Source organism: Haloechinothrix aidingensis, assembly GCF_013450155.1.
GTDB lineage: Bacteria > Actinomycetota > Actinomycetes > Mycobacteriales > Pseudonocardiaceae > Haloechinothrix > Haloechinothrix aidingensis.
Map to the genome: position 1 here is coordinate 156,033 of NZ_JACCKD010000009.1, position 14,932 is coordinate 170,964.

The following is a 14,932-nucleotide window of genomic DNA, read 5'->3' on the forward strand; positions in this document are numbered from 1 at the left end:
ATACCTGTGGTGTACCGAGGGGGTCCCTCGGCTCGCTCCCGGTGCGGTGTCAGCCGGAAGCCGGGGGCGTCCCGATGGCGCCGCGCACGACCTGGGCCCAGGCGAGGCGCCCGAACAGGTAGTGGGACGCGACCTGCTCGTTGGTGAAGCTTGCCCAGTCGTAGCGGTTACCCTGCTCGCGCCAGAACACCTCCCAGACCTCGCGCGGGGCGTCTTCTGCCTGCGCAACGCCCGTCTCCTGCGTGGCGGGCGCGTGTTCGGTGCGGATCAGGCACCACGCGCCGTCGGCTTCCGCACCGATCGAGACGACATCGGCAGGCACCCCGATCGCCGTGAGCCACTTGGTGATCGACTCGCTGTTCATCCGCTCCCCGGTTCCGCCTGGCCCCGCTCGGGGTGGCTGTCGCTCGATCCATCATCGTCGTCGCCGGCGTCGACGGTCCCGGGTGCCGCGAGTGCCTCGCCGGTGATGTCCTCCAGATACCCGAGAGCGACGAGCTCGCCCGCCGAGTACACGGTGCGGTAACGCAGACCGCCGCCCGGCTGCCCGAACCACGCGGCCGAGACGGCTCGCCAGGCGGGCAGCGCACACAGCACCCGGTACCGGAAGTACCCCGAGTCGAGATGCGCGGGCGGCAGCGAGCGCCGCGCGAACGCGGTGCCGTCCGGCGCGAACACGCGCCCGAACTCGGAGCCGAAACGGTCGAGCACCGTCCCGGCGGGCACGGTCACCGCTTCACCCCACTCACGACCGCCCTCGGGGTACCGCTCGCACGGCGGCCAGGCGAACTCCGGCCTGTCCTCGGCCGGTTTGACGACATACCGCCTGTCCCAGTCACGCTCGTGCATGCCGCCGAGCGGGTCGTAGCCGTCGAGCTGCCGCGATACCGCGGGGTGCTCCCTACCCGCACCCCCGGCCGGCCGCGCACGTTCGGCACCGGGATCCGGCTCACCGGCGGTGACCGGCGCGGAGGTGTCGATACGTCCCGACTCCGGGTGGTCGTGCGGGGGGAACCGCAGTCCCGCCGCGACGTCGACCTCCGCGGCGGGCGGGGGAACCTGCCGCGCGGGCCGGTCGGAAGCCACCGGGAGGTGCCCGATGGGGAACATGTGCACCAGGAACAGCGCGAGGTCACCGTGCCGGCCCGGGGGCCGACCCGTGCCTGCCGCACTGCCGTGCGCAGGAACCGGCCGCTGCAGTGCCCCCGGTGCGTGTTGCCCGCCGGCGGCGGGTCCTGCCTGCGGGCGAGGAACCGCATGCTGCGCGCCACGCCCGGCCCCACCGCCTGCGTGCCCGCCACCCGGCTGGCCCTGACCCGGCTGGCTCTGACCCGGTTGGGCGCCTCCCGGCTGGGCGCCTCCCGGCTGGGCGGCTCCCGGTTGAGCCGGTCCCGGTTGAGCGACACCGGGCGGAGCACCGGCACCGGGCGGGCCGGCGGGCGGCGCGGCCGGACCCGGCCCGCCCGCACCCGCGGGACCGGCAGGCACATCGGCGAATCCCGCCAGCGATGTCTGCCCCGGCACACCCCGGTACGACGGCGGCACGGCACCGGGCGGTGCCTGCTGCGCCTGCTGGCCCGGCTCCGGCTGGACCCGGACGGCAGGCGGCGTCGCGGCGCCGGGGTCCACTCCCGCCGCGGTGGCATGCCCGGCCGGGATCCCGGCAGGCGGCGTGGCGACGCTGTCCCCGCCGCCCGGCGGCATCGCCGTCCCAGCGCCGGGTGACGCCGGTACGCCCTGGCTCGGGGTGGGCATCTCACGCACGGCCTCACCCGACGGTGGGATGTCGTCCAGCCGTGCAGGTCGGCCGTGGAGGGTCGCCCGCACCTGCGTCCCCCGCTCCGGCACCTCCGTCACGCCCGGCGGCTCCGTCAGCGGCGCCCCTGCTGCGTCCCGCGCGATCCCCTGCGCCTCGTCCGGCACCCCCGGAGCCCGTTCCCGGGTCCCGGGCACGCCTTCCGGCGGAACCTCCCCGACCGCGGCGGCGAGATCCTCGCCTGCCGCTGCGAGATCGCTTGCCGCGCCGCTGATCTCGGTGTCCAGCCCGAGCAACGCCTCGGGATGACCGGCCCGCGCGGCGGCATCCGCGGCATCGGCCGTGGCCGCCGCGCGCGTCAGGCGCTCGATCATCTCCACTTTCGTCACGGCGACCCGCTCGGCGGCGTGCTCCAGCCGGTCCGCGGCCGCCGTCGCCTCACGTGCGGGCGAGACGAGGGTGCCGCTGTCCGGGTGGACGAACCCCGACCACATCTGCCTGGCGGCATCCCCCGCCTCGCCCTCCATCCCGTCGAGTGCCTCGCACGCCGACGAGTCCGCGTCGCGCTCGACAACCCGCAACTGCTCGGCGGCCTCGCGCCACGCGCCCGCCTGTTGCCGCATGGCGTCCTCGTCGGCCTCCGGCCACGCCAGGCCGGTCCGCTCAGCGATCTCGCCGAGCTCCTGGGGAAGTTCGATACCCATGAGCCGTCCGTTCAGCCCTCGAGGCGCCCGGACACATCATCGATCCGGTCTCGTGCATCCCGCTCGACGGAACGGTAGCCCGCTGCCGCGTCGGCGAACCGTGTGCCGACCTCGCGCAGCTCGTGTTCCAGCCAGGCGATCCGCTCGAAAGCGCGGTCAGCGCGCTCGACATGCGCCGCGGCGAAGCGCGTACCGATCTCGTCGCTGCCCCATGCGGCTCCGGTCGCCCGCAGCCGGGACTCCAGCGACCGCGCGATGGCCCGTGTGCGCTCGGCATAGACCTCGAAATCCCCGGACCGTGCGGCGATGCGGTCGGCCTCGGCGAAGAATCCCTCGCTCATCGCGGACCCCGCCTCCCTCCGGTCACCCAGTCGCGATGCTCGAAGTCCTCCTCGTCCTCCCCGGCCTCCTCGGTTACCCGCCGGCCGCTCGGGCGCACTGCCGCATCCGGGCGGAAGGCCGCGCGGCCGTAGCGCTCGGCGCTCACGGGCGCGTCCGCGCCGCTGAGCCCGGTCGCCCCGTGCAGCAATGCCTGGGGGTCGTATCCTGCCGGCAGCACCTCGTCAAGCGCATCCGCCGCCCTGCTCAACGCGTCGTCACGCGCTGCGGCGGTCGCCCGCAGGATCTCGGCGGCCAACTCCTCCGGCCGGTAGCGGTGGTAGGCCTCCTGGCTGATGTGCAGGTCCACCAGCGTGCCGCGGGGTCCGACGGTGGCGGTCACCGTGCCGTCGCGCGCGCCGGCCGAGGCCCGGATCTCGGCAAGCTCCCGCTGCTTCGCCGCCAGGCGCTCCCGGTTCCTGCGGTACTCACCCAGCAACTCCTCGACCCTGGCGCTGTGATCCACCACGGTGCGCTCCGTTCCGCTGTCCTGCGAATCCTCTGGGCCCTTCCGGGGCGACGGTCAGCATTGGACGCGCGACCGGCAGGCGTGGTTCCCCGGCATCGGGAATCTCACGCACCGGACCGGCTCACCCGCTGAGCGCGCGGACGACCCGGGAGGGCGCGGGCCTGCCGAGCTGTTCAGCCATCCAGCGGCTCGCCGCCACGAGCTTGTCGAGGTCCACGCCGTGCTCGACACCGAGCCCGTCGAGCATCCACACCAGATCCTCGGTGGCGAGATTGCCGGTGGCCGAGGCCGCGTAGGGGCAGCCGCCGAGCCCGCCTGCCGAGGCGTCGACGGTGGACACCCCGGCGCGAAGCGCGGCCAAGGTGTTCGCCAGTGCCTGGCCGTAGGTGTCGTGGAAGTGCACGGCTACCGCATCGGTGGGCACGCCCTGCGCGGACACCGCCGCGAGCACCCGCTCGACGTGTCCCGGGGTGGCCACCCCGATGGTGTCGCCAAGCGAGAGCTGGGAACACCCCAACTCCCTGAGCCGGGCCGCGACGTCCGCGACCTGCTCCGGCGGCACCCCGCCCTCCCACGGGTCGCCGAAGCACATCGACAGGTAGCCGCGCACGTCGAGTCCGGCGGCGCGGGCCCGCTCGACAACAGGGGCGAACATCTCGAACTGCCCTGCCAGGTCGGAGTTGAGGTTGCGGCGCGCGAACTCCTCCGTAGCGCTGGCGAACACCGCGATGTGCGTCACTCCGGAAGCCAGCGCCCGGTCAAGGCCCCGCTCGTTCGGCACGAGCACCGGGTACCGCACCCCGTCGCGGCGATCGAGCCCGGCAAGCAGCTGCTCGGCGTCGGCGAGCTGGGGAACCCAGTCCGGATGGACGAAGCTCGTCGCCTCGAGCGTGGTCAGCCCCGCCTCGGCGAGGCGGCGCAGGAACTCCACCTTCACCTCGAGCGGAACGATCGACTGCTCGTTCTGCAGACCGTCGCGCGCACCGACCTCCCAGATCGTCACGCGCTCGACGACGCCGTCCGCGGGGAAGCGGTCCGGCAGTCCCAGTTCCCGTGTACCCATGACCCACGACAGTACCGTCGATACGGCTGCGGTTCCGGCCCAATCGGCTCAGGCATCCTCCGTCGACTCGTTGGCGTACTCGTTCTCGCTGACCTGGAAGTAGATCGCGGAGTGAACCTGCTCCACCGAGGGGATGTCGTCGTACTCGAGAGCCTGCTCGGAGGCGGACTCGATGATCAGTGAGCCGCAGCCGAGGATGCGGTCGGCCAGTGAGTGCTCGAACCGCACGCTGTTGATCCGGTTCATCGGGATGTCGATACCGGTGCGCTTGAAGACTCCCTCCCGGGAGATCACCCGTTCGGTCGTGACGATGAAATGCGTGGTCCGCCACCGCGCGATGGGTGCGATGACCAGCCAGATCAGCGCGATCAGCCCCACGGCACCGATGGCGATCAGCGCCACCATGTCCCACGGCTCGTCCAGATCACGGGCGAGCACGGCGAGCCACCCCCCGCCCCCGAGTACGACGAGTCCGGTCAGGATCGGCATGAAAAGCATCTTGACGTGCGGATGCTTGTGCTCGACGACCTTCTCCGACTCGCTGACGATGCCCTTCGGGTAGCCCACGCTCGCACACTCCCGTATCTGTCCGTGTCCGCTCGGATCCCGGCCGGTCACGCCACGCGCCGGCCGGCGTCGACATGGTGTCCTGACGTTCCGCGCGCGCGGCTTCGTGCCGAGGTCGTGCACAGGTTACGCCAGATGGGCGCACGCCACGAGCGTGTGAACCGTGCTGCGTATCGCCCGATCAGGTGCGCCTGCGCAGGTGGACGACGTCGCCTGCGACCACGGTGTGCCGGGTGCCGTCGGCGGAGTCCACAAGGAGCTGTCCGATCGGGTCCACGTCTCCGGCGCGGCCGGACAGCACCGCACCGTCCGGCAGCGTGACCTCCACGGGTTCTCCCAGCGTGCGGCAGTGCATCCGGTACTCGGAATGCATACCGGCATCGTCGATGTCCCCTGACGAGACGCGCCACCGCCGCTCCCGGTCCGCCAGCGCCCGCAGCAACGTGATCGCCACATCCGTCCGGCCGGTGACGCGCGCACCGTGCTCGTCGAGCGAGGTCGCGGGCAGCGCGCCCGGACCGGGCGCCACATCGGGGACCGGGTGCACGTTGACGCCGATGCCGAGCACCACGGCCGGATGTGCCGGGTCTGCTTCGGGAACCATCTCGGAGAGGATCCCCGCACACTTGCCCTCGGCCTCCGCGTTGCCGACGAGGACGTCGTTCGGCCATTTCAGGTGCGCCGACACGCCGGCTTCGCGAGCCACATCCAGCACAGCCAGCCCGGCCACGAGCGCGATCGAGCTGAGGTTGCGCACGGGAACCCCGGCCGGGCGTAGCAGCACGCTCAGGTAGACACCGCACCCGGCAGGCGAGGTCCAGGTGCGCGAGTGCCTGCCGGCACCCGCGGTCTGTTCCCCGGCGATGCGCACGGTCAGGTCCGCTGCGCCGCGCGCGGCCGCCTCCCGCAGGTCGGCGTTCGTCGAGCCCGTACTGTCCACCACCTCGACAGCGGCATAGGGGCCGTTCGGGGAAGCCAGTTGCGTGCGCAACCGCTCGCCGTCGAGTGCCGTGTCTGGTGCCGTCATGGTCTCAGCGTAGGACGAGTTCCGTGATATTGCTGACCTCTCACCCGCGCGTGGCGTCGCTCGCGGTTAAGCTCGCGGGCTATGAGCAGCGCAACGGAGCCGATCGGACCGCCGTCGCCGGAGGGCGGTGAGGAAGCCGATATTCACACCACGGCCGGCAAGCTCGCCGACCTGTACCAGCGTAACCACGAAGCCGTCCACGCAGGGTCAGAGCGCGCGGTGGAGCGCCAGCACGCCAAGGGCAAGAAGACCGCACGCGAACGCATCGACATGTTGCTCGACCCCGGTTCGTTCGTCGAACTCGACGAGCTGGCCAGGCACAGGTCGACCAACTTCGGGCAGGAGAAGTCACGCCCCTACGGCGACGGCGTCGTGACCGGCTACGGCACGGTCGACGGCCGTCCCGTGTGCGTGTTCAGCCAGGACGTCACCGTGTTCGGCGGCTCGCTCGGCGAGGTCTACGGCGAGAAGATCGTCAAGGTCATGGATCTCGCCATCAAGACGGGCAGGCCGATCATCGGCATCAACGAGGGCGGCGGGGCTCGCATCCAGGAGGGCGTGGCCTCCCTCGGACTCTACGGCGAGATATTCATGCGTAACACCAAGGCCTCGGGCGTGGTACCGCAGATCTCGCTGATCATGGGCGCCAACGCGGGCGGGCACGTGTACTCGCCCGCGCTGACGGACTTCGTGGTGATGGTCGACCAGACCTCCCAGATGTTCATCACCGGCCCCGACGTGATCAAGACGGTCACCGGTGAGGAAGTGACCTTCGAGGACCTGGGGGGTGGCCGGACCCACAACACCAAGTCGGGCAACGCGCACTACCTCGGCGCCGACGAGGACGACGCGATCTCCTACGTCCAGGAGCTGCTGTCCTTCCTCCCGTCGAACAACATGGCGGAACCGCCGGTGTTCGACGCGCCGAACCCGCAGGGCGAGGCCATCGCCGACGGCATCACCGACGAGGACAGCGAGCTGGACACCCTCGTGCCCGACTCGCCGAACCAGCCCTACGACATGCACGAGGTCATCAGGCGTGTCGTCGACGACGGCGAGTTCCTCGAGGTGCACGCGCTGTTCGCACCCAACATCCTCGTCGGGTTCGGCCGGGTGGACGGCCAGAGCGTCGGCATCGTGGCGAACCAGCCGACACAGCTCGCGGGCTGCCTGGACATCGACGCGTCCGAGAAGGCAGCGCGGTTCGTGCGCACCTGTGACGCGTTCAACATCCCGGTGCTGACGTTCGTGGACGTGCCCGGCTTCCTGCCCGGCACCGACCAGGAGTGGGACGGCATCATCCGGCGCGGGGCCAAACTGATCTACGCCTACTGCGAGGCCTCCGTCCCGAAGATCACGGTGATCACCCGGAAGGCCTACGGTGGCGCCTACGACGTGATGGGGTCCAAGCACCTCGGTGGGGACATGAACCTGGCGTGGCCGACGGCGCAGATCGCCGTGATGGGTGCCCAGGGCGCCGCCAACATCGTCTACCGCAAGACGCTGGCCGAGGCCGAGCAGGAAGGGCGCGACGTCGAGGCGCTGCGCAGCGAGCTCATCCAGGAGTACGAGGACACGCTGTGCAACCCGTACGTGGCGGCGGAGCGCGGGTACGTGGACTCGGTGATCCCGCCCTCCTACACTCGCGGCTACGTCTCGCGTTCGTTGACGATCCTCAACGAGAAGCGCGAATCGCTACCTCCGAAGAAGCACGGCAACATCCCGCTGTAGGGCACACCAGCCGGAGGACGTCATGAGCGAGGAAGGCAACGAAACCACCGAGGGTGAGGCGCGGCGACCGCACCTGCGAGTCGTGCGCGGCAGGCCGGACGATCACGAGCTGGCCGCGCTGACCGTGGCGCTGAGCGGGGCAGGCGCACGGGAGGAACCCGGACCCGCGCGCGGCGGGTGGTCCCGCTGGGCCGACCCCGCTGCGCGGCTGCGCCGCCCGCTGCGGCCAGGGCCCGGTGCCTGGCGCGCCTCGGCACGGCCGCAGTAACCACACGCGCCCACCCTCCCGGATACCCACCCGCTGGCAGGCGGCCTGCCTGCCGGATGACGCGCAGATCGTCCGGCAGGCAGGCCGCTGATGTACCCAGGGATCCGGCCCGGTCGCTAGGGTCTGGCCATGGCACATGTTCTCGACACCGCCGAGCGAGCGGCCACGGCCGACGAGCGGACGACCCTGGAGACCTTCCTCGACCACTACCGGGATGCGGTCACGCGCAAGGTCCACGGCGTCTCCGGGGAAGACGCCCGGCGTAGCCTCGTGCCGTCGGCGACGACGCTCGCGGGCCTGCTCAACCATCTGTGCTGGGTGGAGTTCAGCTGGTTCGAGGCTGTCCTCGCGCAGACACCGCGATCCGAGCTACCGCGGCCGCCCTGGAGCAAGGACGACCCGGACGCGGACTTCCGGGTGGGGCCGGAGGAGTCGGTAGCCGGCCTGATCGAGCGGTACCAGCGCCAGTGCGCGCGATCCCGGGAGATCGCCGCGCGGTACGAGCTGTCGCACACCGTGCCGAACCGCAGGCTCGGCGAGGTCTCGCTGCGGTGGATCTACGTCCACATGCTCGAGGAGACCGCGCGCCATGCCGGGCACGCGGACATCCTGCGCGAGCAGATCGACGGCACCACCGGCGACTGACGCGGGCCGCCGGAACTACACTCGTCGCGTGCGTTTCGTCCTTGCCTCCGCCTCCCCCGCACGGCTCGGGGTGCTGCGCGATGCCGGTATCGAGCCCGTCGTGCGGGTATCAGGCGTCGATGAGGACGCCGTGGCCGCGGGCCTGGCCGACCCCACCCCCGAGCGTCTCGTGACGGCACTTGCCACCGCCAAGGCCGATGCCGTGGCCGCCGAGGTCGCCACCGAACACCCGGACGCCGTCGTGATCGGGTGCGACTCCATGCTCTCGCTGCACGGGGAGATGATCGGCAAGCCGAACGACCCGCGGGTCGCCCTGGAACGCTGGAAGCGCATGGCAGGGCACAGTGGTGAGCTGCTGACCGGGCACGCCGTTGTGCGGCTGGACGGCGGCGCGCGCACCAAGGACGCCGTGGCGTCCCGGACGACGACCGTTCGCTTCTCCGCGCCGAGCGGAGCCGAGATCGAGGCGTACGTCGGCACCGGCGAGCCGCTGTCCGTCGCGGGCGGGTTCACCCTCGACGGGCTCGGCGGCTGGTTCGTCGACGGCGTCGACGGTGACCCCTCCAGCGTGATCGGCATCAGCCTGCCGCTGACCCGCTCGCTGCTTGCCGAGGTCGGCGTGAGCGTGGTCGACCTGTGGCGGCCACGGAACCAGGAGTAGCCACGGCGCGTCCCACCGTCAGCTGGTTCCGGTTGCCGCGCCGGCCTCGCCCGTGCTGCACTACCCGCGAACCGCGGTACCGACGTCGCCGTCTCGAGGGGGTCACCGTGACCGATTCACCGGATGAGCAGGCGGGCAACACGCCGATCCCGCCGGAGTTCCCTCCGGTGGTCTACCTGCCGCTGGCCGAGCACACCGAGAACCCGGAGGAGGCCGTGGTCGAGCTGCGGCGGACCAGGGACGGCCGGATGGCGCTGATGGCCTACTCGGCGATGGACCGCCTGAAGTACTGCTGCGGCGAGCAGCAGCCCTGGATGGTCCTGCCGACGGCGTACCTGGACAACATCCAGCAGGTGCAACCGTTCGACCTGGTCCTGCTCGACGTCATCATTCCCGAGGAGCACCGGCACGGGAGTGTTTCGGCATGAGCGGGCACGGTGTCGAGGACGGTGTGCTGGACGGCATCGCCGCCACGTTGCAGGCAGCCGGGGGTGACCTCGACGAGATCGGCCGGTCGGCGCCGGACCCACCGGACGCGGGCGAGGCGGGTCCCGCGATCGCCGGCATCGTGTCCCAGCTCGTCGACAACGCCGGGCAGCTCGTCCTCGGGCTGAAGGCGATGGGCGAGGCCATCGCCGAGGCCGGCGTGGACTACGCCGACTACGAGGTCCGCGCCGCCGAGGAACTGGAAGGCGCCGCGACCGAGGGGGAGTAATGGGGATCGACACGAAGATCGACGGCGACCCGGAAAGCATCTGGAATGTAGCCGACTGGGTGCGTGACTCACTGGCCGACGGGATCGAAGGCAGCGCCGACAAGATCCTGTCCGCACGTAACGACGCCGACTCCGGTTGGGAAGGGCCTGCCTCGGAGAACTTCCGTGACCAGATGACCGACGGCGGGCGCAAGGCCGATGACTTCGCCGAGGCAGCCCGCGAGATGGCACGGAAGTTCGAGGACATCGGCGGTGCGCTCAAGCGCGCTCAGGACGATATGGCAGATATCCGCACCAGGGCGGCCTCGGCCGGTCTGACCGTCGACGGGCAGACCATCCAGCCACCCGGTTCGGCCCCGCCGGATCCCGGCCCGGCACCGTCCGGAAACGGCGTGACCCAGCAGCAACGACGCGACCATCAGGACGCCGTCGCGGCGCACGAAGCGCACGCGGCCAGGGTCGAGGCGTACGAGAAGGCCGAGCGGGACGCCGAAGACGTCCGGCGGACCTGGCAGCAGGCCGTTGACGAGCTCAACGACACGTCCAAGGAAACGAGCACGAAGGCCTGGTTCACGGTGGCGGACATCGCGGTCAAGAACGCCGTGTCAGTCGCAGGCCAGGTGCACAGTTCCCGCCTGTTGAACCGCGCCCAGTTCTACTTCGACGACGCGAAGCAAGCCATGCAGCACCTGCGGCACTCAACTCCGGAACACGTCACCAATCGTGCCGCCTTTTACGAGCACCAGGACTACCTACGCCAGCGCGTCGGGGCCAGCAGTCGCGCGGGAAGCACAGCCACGACCAAAGCCGCGAGCGCTGAGCGTGCATGGCGTGGCATCGGCAGGATGTCCGGGCCAGCGTTTACGCTGGGAGCTATAGCGTACGACATCCATCAGGGCAAGAGCTGGCAACAGGCCAGCGCGTCCAACGGGATCGGGTTCGCGGCCTCCGTAGGGGCAGGTGCCGCGGTCGGCACCGCGATCGGTGGACCGGTCGGAACCGCCGTCGGGACGGTCGTCGGCGCCGGAGTCGGGGTGTTCACCTCGGGCATGGTCGACTCTCTCTGGGAGAACGGGGTGGGCAACGTCGGCGATGCCATCGTTGATGGCGGTAAGGCGGTTGCCGAGACCGGACAAGCGATCGGGACCGGGGTCATGAATGCCGGCGAGGCAGCAGCAGATGTTGCCAGTGACGTCGGTGGCGCTGTCACTGGAGGAGTAAAGGATGCCTGGAATGCCGTCTTCTGATCATATCGGGTGGCCGGCGACCTGGCGCCTGCTTGCCAATCCCGGCGCTATAGCTTTCAAAGCAGTCATGGTGGTCTTCTCCGCCACTTCAGTCGCACTGGTGGGATGGATCGCCGCGCACGTGTGGCGCACCGGCGATATCGCGGAGTCGATGTTCTTCGCGCTGCTGGGGGCACCGATCCTGACGGCATTCTGGCACTTATACGAGTCTACTTTCCAGCTTCACAAACGCGGGTCGGATGCTCTCGCGATCACAACCACGGAATCCGGAACACGCGGACTCAAGATCCCTTATTCGCTTCGCCGGCATCATGGGAAAATGGCGCTGGCAGCCTACTATGCGATAGTCCTGGTCGCCGCGACGGTCGCCCTGATCCGGGCAGGAGAACCCGCGATTGCTCCGATAATATCGGGAATGTTCGCGTTTCTAGCGGCACTCTACTTCGTACTGAAGTACACCGGGAAACTACCGAACGGCCACGTACTGGTCACTCCGGACAGCGTCATCCATTTCGACTCGTCGTTCCGCACCGTCCTGCCGTGGATCGAATCCGCCGACGAGGAGTCCGGGATCACCCGTATCGGAGCTCTAAGCGGGACCGGCGCGACCATCTCCCTCGGCGCCGTGGAGTTTCACTCTTTCGAACGGGTTCAAGTAAACCGCCTCTGGCGGCTCCGGCAGTACCCGGTGATGACCGACCAAACCAAGCGTCCTGTGTCACCCACGATATTCATCCCGGGAGAGAACCTGGATGCGAACCCCGCACTCGTCCTGTCCATTCTGCTGTTCTATGCTCGGAACCCGGGCGCGCGGGACGAGCTCGGCACGGAAGCTGCGCTCCAGCGGGCACGCTCGGCCAACTTCGGCTCCGCTACGGGTTCATGGGAATGGTGGGGCGGCATCCTGGGCATGTCGGCGCGGGAGGCCGAACAACACATCCGGCAGCGGCGGCATTCGTCGTAAGGCGGTCCGCTGATCGTGCACCCGCGCTCGCGGCCCCGGCTGGTGAACGACGACCGAGCAACGCACCCGACGCCGAGCTGCACAGGCGTCAACGGTGGAACGCGCACTGTCACCGCAGCTGCCCCTGCTCACGCCTGCGCCCGGTGATCACCAGAGCGATGGCTCCGGTAACGGCTCCCCACAGCGCGTTGACGAGAAGTACGGGGACGACGGCGAACCCGAACGATGTCGCCAGCGGGCCTTGCAGCTCTCCGCTGACGATCGGCGACAGGGCGGCGCTGAGGACGATGGCGAAGACACCGTAGGCGAGCCCGGTGAGAACGAGGGTCAGCACGGGCTCGGCGACCCGCGCGAGCACGACGGCGGCGATCCACACCACCGAGATGACCGCCGTCACCAGGACCGGACCGAGGGGCGTCCCCAACGCATCCATACCTCCGGTCATGCTCAGCACCGGACGGATCAGGGCGAACGCGCCCAGCCCGAGTACGAGCGCCCACCGCACGTTCTTGATATCGGCCATAACCACGACACTCGTCCAGCAGCGGCGAGCACGGTATCCGGTAACGCCCCCGGCTCCCCCTGAGATCGACCCCGGCCCACGTCCGGGTACGGGACGAGAAGCGTACCGGGACGGCGCTGGCCGTTCGATGCTCGAACCAGCGTGAACGGGCACGCTGCGTGGTCCGGATGGTCCGTCTCACGCCGAACGTGAGCAGACTCTCGATCCACGAATCGCCACGAGTCCGTAAACTCCCCCCAAGACCTTACGTACATATGTGTATACACGTCAGGTGTGAGCGGCTCGTCACAGACGGTACGGGCGACTCGTTGCAGAGAGTATGAACAGCTCGTGACAGAGGAGGTTAGGGCGTGCCCGAGACAGCCCCGGAGCACGGCAAACAGCCAGTGACCAAGGTTCTCGTCGCCAACCGTGGCGAGATCGCCGTTCGGGTCATCCGGGCGGCGAAAGACGCGGGCCTGGGCAGCGTGGCAGTCTACGCCGACCCCGACCGGGACGCACCGTTCGTCCGATTGGCTGACGACGCCTTCGCGCTGGGTGGCTCGACGGCGGCGGACAGCTACCTCGTCTTCGACAAGCTCCTTGACGCGGCCAAGCGCTCCGGTGCCGACGCCGTCCACCCCGGGTACGGGTTCCTCTCCGAGAACGCCGACTTCGCTCAGGCCGTGATCGACGCCGGGCTGACCTGGATCGGGCCGTCCCCGCAGGCCATCAGGGACCTCGGTGACAAGGTAACCGCCAGGCACATCGCCGATCGCGCGAACGCGCCGCTGGTGCCCGGCACCAAGGACCCGGCGGCGTCCGCGGACGAGGTCGTGAGCTTCGCCGAGAAGTACGGCCTGCCGGTGGCCATCAAGGCCGCCTACGGTGGTGGTGGCCGCGGGCTCAAGGTGGCGCGCAGCATCGAGGAGATCCCCGAGATGTTCGACTCGGCCACCCGGGAGGCCGTCGCGGCGTTCGGCAGGGGCGAGTGCTTCGTGGAGCGTTACCTGGACAAGCCCCGGCACGTGGAGGCGCAGGTCCTCGCGGACAAGCACGGGAACGTGATCGTGGCAGGCACCCGCGACTGCTCGCTGCAGCGGAGGCACCAGAAGCTCGTCGAGGAAGCACCCGCGCCGTTCTTGACCGACAAGCAGCGGGACAGCATCCACGAGTCCGCCAAGGCGATCTGTAAGGAAGCCGCCTACTGGGGCGCGGGGACGGTCGAGTACCTCGTCGGCGAGGACGGCACCATCTCCTTCCTGGAGGTCAACACAAGGCTGCAGGTGGAGCATCCGGTCACGGAGGAGACCACGGGCATCGACCTCGTTCGCGAGCAGTTCCGCATCGCGGCCGGTGAGCCGCTGCGCTTCACGGCCGACCCCGAGCCTCGCGGCCATTCGATCGAGTTCCGGATCAACGGCGAGGACGCTGGCCGGAACTTCCTCCCGGCACCGGGCACCGTCACGCGGTTCGTGCCGCCGGACGGCCCGGGCGTCCGCGTCGATGCCGGGGTCGAGTCGGGCACTGTGATCGGCGGGCAGTTCGACTCGTTGCTGGCCAAGCTGATCGTGACCGGTTCCGACCGGCAGAACGCCCTCGAGCGCAGCCGCAGAGCCCTCGACGAGATCGTCGCGGAGGGGATGGCCACCGTCGTGCCGTTCCACCGCACCGTCGTGCGCGACCCGGCGTTCGTCGGGGAGGACGGTTTCACCGTGCACACCCGGTGGATCGAGTCCGAGTTCGACAACGTGATCGAGCCGTTCGAGGCCGGTGCGGCCGACGCAGGCGAGCCCGACGAAGAGTCCCGCAGGAACATCGTCGTCGAGGTCGGCGGGCGCAGGCTCGAGGTCTCGTTGCCCGGCGACTTCGGCGGCTCGTCCAGCAGCGGCAACGGGGCCGCGACAAAGACCAAGCCACGTAAGCGTTCCACCGGCAAGGCGACGTCGGTATCCGGCGACGCAGTGACCGCGCCGATGCAGGGCACGATCGTGAAGCTTCCCGTCTCCGAAGGCCAGCAGGTGGAGGCAGGCGAGCTCGTGGTGGTGCTCGAGGCCATGAAGATGGAGAACCCGGTGAACGCGCACAAGTCCGGTACGGTCACGGGCCTGTCGCTCGAGATCGGCGAGTCCGTCAACCAGGGCACCGTGCTCTGCGAGATCCAGGACTGACGACCCAGCGGTGTTGTGCTGAATGACGCTTTCAGTCCCGCAAGTGGACTGAAAGCGTCATTCA

Annotated in this window: 17 protein-coding genes; 9 read left to right on the forward strand and 8 right to left on the reverse strand. The window is 69.8% G+C overall.

Annotated elements, in window-relative coordinates; genetic code table 11:
- Positions 1–49: 49 nt before the first annotated feature.
- The 7 genes from H0B56_RS21070 to H0B56_RS21100 all read right to left on the reverse strand — a co-directional run bounded on the left by H0B56_RS21070 (position 50) and on the right by H0B56_RS21100 (position 5,964).
- Positions 50–364 (reverse strand): hypothetical protein, encoded by a 315-nt coding sequence (locus H0B56_RS21070; protein WP_180894835.1) that lies wholly within the window; start codon positions 362–364, stop codon positions 50–52.
- Positions 361–2,460: a TNT domain-containing protein gene (locus H0B56_RS23350; RefSeq protein WP_180894836.1), complete on the reverse strand. Its 2,100-nt coding sequence runs from the start codon at positions 2,458–2,460 to the stop codon at positions 361–363. The genes H0B56_RS21070 and H0B56_RS23350 overlap by 4 nt, the downstream gene beginning before the upstream one ends.
- 11 nt (positions 2,461–2,471) lie before the next feature.
- Positions 2,472–2,801, reverse strand: coding sequence for a WXG100 family type VII secretion target (locus H0B56_RS21080; protein ID WP_180894837.1), 330 nt, complete (start codon positions 2,799–2,801; stop codon positions 2,472–2,474).
- On the reverse strand, positions 2,798–3,307 hold the full coding sequence (locus H0B56_RS22640; RefSeq protein ID WP_219632989.1) for a YbaB/EbfC family nucleoid-associated protein: 510 nt from the start codon (positions 3,305–3,307) through the stop codon (positions 2,798–2,800). The genes H0B56_RS21080 and H0B56_RS22640 overlap by 4 nt, the downstream gene beginning before the upstream one ends.
- Positions 3,308–3,428: 121 nt before the next feature.
- Positions 3,429–4,370, reverse strand: a complete 942-nt coding sequence (locus H0B56_RS21090; protein WP_180894838.1) for a hydroxymethylglutaryl-CoA lyase — start codon at positions 4,368–4,370, stop codon at positions 3,429–3,431.
- Between the two features lie 48 nt (positions 4,371–4,418).
- Positions 4,419–4,937 (reverse strand): PH domain-containing protein, encoded by a 519-nt coding sequence (locus H0B56_RS21095; RefSeq protein WP_180894839.1) that lies wholly within the window; start codon positions 4,935–4,937, stop codon positions 4,419–4,421.
- Between the two features lie 181 nt (positions 4,938–5,118).
- Positions 5,119–5,964 (reverse strand): biotin--[acetyl-CoA-carboxylase] ligase, encoded by an 846-nt coding sequence (locus H0B56_RS21100; protein ID WP_180894840.1) that lies wholly within the window; start codon positions 5,962–5,964, stop codon positions 5,119–5,121.
- 81 nt (positions 5,965–6,045) lie between these two features.
- On the opposite strand from H0B56_RS21100, the gene H0B56_RS21105 reads away from it, so the two are divergent.
- The 8 genes from H0B56_RS21105 (at position 6,046) to H0B56_RS21140 (ending at position 12,195) form a co-directional block, all read left to right on the forward strand.
- The gene (locus H0B56_RS21105) at positions 6,046–7,695 is read left to right on the forward strand and encodes an acyl-CoA carboxylase subunit beta (RefSeq protein ID WP_180894841.1); all 1,650 of its coding nucleotides are present in this window, start codon (positions 6,046–6,048) and stop codon (positions 7,693–7,695) included.
- Positions 7,696–7,717: 22 nt separating this feature from the next.
- Positions 7,718–7,963: an acyl-CoA carboxylase subunit epsilon gene (locus tag H0B56_RS21110; RefSeq protein ID WP_180894842.1), complete on the forward strand. Its 246-nt coding sequence runs from the start codon at positions 7,718–7,720 to the stop codon at positions 7,961–7,963.
- A 129-nt stretch (positions 7,964–8,092) separates the two neighbouring features.
- Positions 8,093–8,608, forward strand: a complete 516-nt coding sequence (locus H0B56_RS21115; RefSeq protein WP_180894843.1) for a DinB family protein — start codon at positions 8,093–8,095, stop codon at positions 8,606–8,608.
- 28 nt (positions 8,609–8,636) lie between these two features.
- Complete coding sequence (locus H0B56_RS21120; protein ID WP_180894844.1) at positions 8,637–9,269, forward strand: Maf family nucleotide pyrophosphatase; 633 nt, start codon at positions 8,637–8,639, stop codon at positions 9,267–9,269.
- A 107-nt stretch (positions 9,270–9,376) separates the two neighbouring features.
- Entirely contained in the window at positions 9,377–9,697 is a 321-nt protein-coding gene (locus H0B56_RS21125; protein WP_245818556.1) for an SAV_915 family protein, read from the forward strand.
- Positions 9,694–9,984 carry a hypothetical protein gene (locus H0B56_RS21130; RefSeq protein WP_180894845.1) on the forward strand — a complete coding sequence of 97 codons (291 nt, stop codon included), beginning with the start codon at positions 9,694–9,696 and terminating at the stop codon, positions 9,982–9,984. The genes H0B56_RS21125 and H0B56_RS21130 overlap by 4 nt, the downstream gene beginning before the upstream one ends.
- Positions 9,984–11,231: a WXG100 family type VII secretion target gene (locus H0B56_RS21135; RefSeq protein WP_180894846.1), complete on the forward strand. Its 1,248-nt coding sequence runs from the start codon at positions 9,984–9,986 to the stop codon at positions 11,229–11,231. Before H0B56_RS21130 ends, H0B56_RS21135 begins: the two co-directional genes overlap by 1 nt.
- Positions 11,218–12,195 (forward strand): hypothetical protein, encoded by a 978-nt coding sequence (locus H0B56_RS21140; protein ID WP_180894847.1) that lies wholly within the window; start codon positions 11,218–11,220, stop codon positions 12,193–12,195. Before H0B56_RS21135 ends, H0B56_RS21140 begins: the two co-directional genes overlap by 14 nt.
- Before the next feature lie 109 nt (positions 12,196–12,304).
- Here the strand turns inward: H0B56_RS21140 and H0B56_RS21145 are convergent, their stop codons facing one another.
- Positions 12,305–12,718 (reverse strand): hypothetical protein, encoded by a 414-nt coding sequence (locus tag H0B56_RS21145; protein WP_180894848.1) that lies wholly within the window; start codon positions 12,716–12,718, stop codon positions 12,305–12,307.
- A 350-nt stretch (positions 12,719–13,068) separates the two neighbouring features.
- Between H0B56_RS21145 and H0B56_RS21150 the strand changes: the two genes are divergently transcribed.
- Positions 13,069–14,868, forward strand: coding sequence for an ATP-binding protein (locus tag H0B56_RS21150; protein ID WP_180894849.1), 1,800 nt, complete (start codon positions 13,069–13,071; stop codon positions 14,866–14,868).
- Positions 14,869–14,932 lie beyond the last annotated feature (64 nt).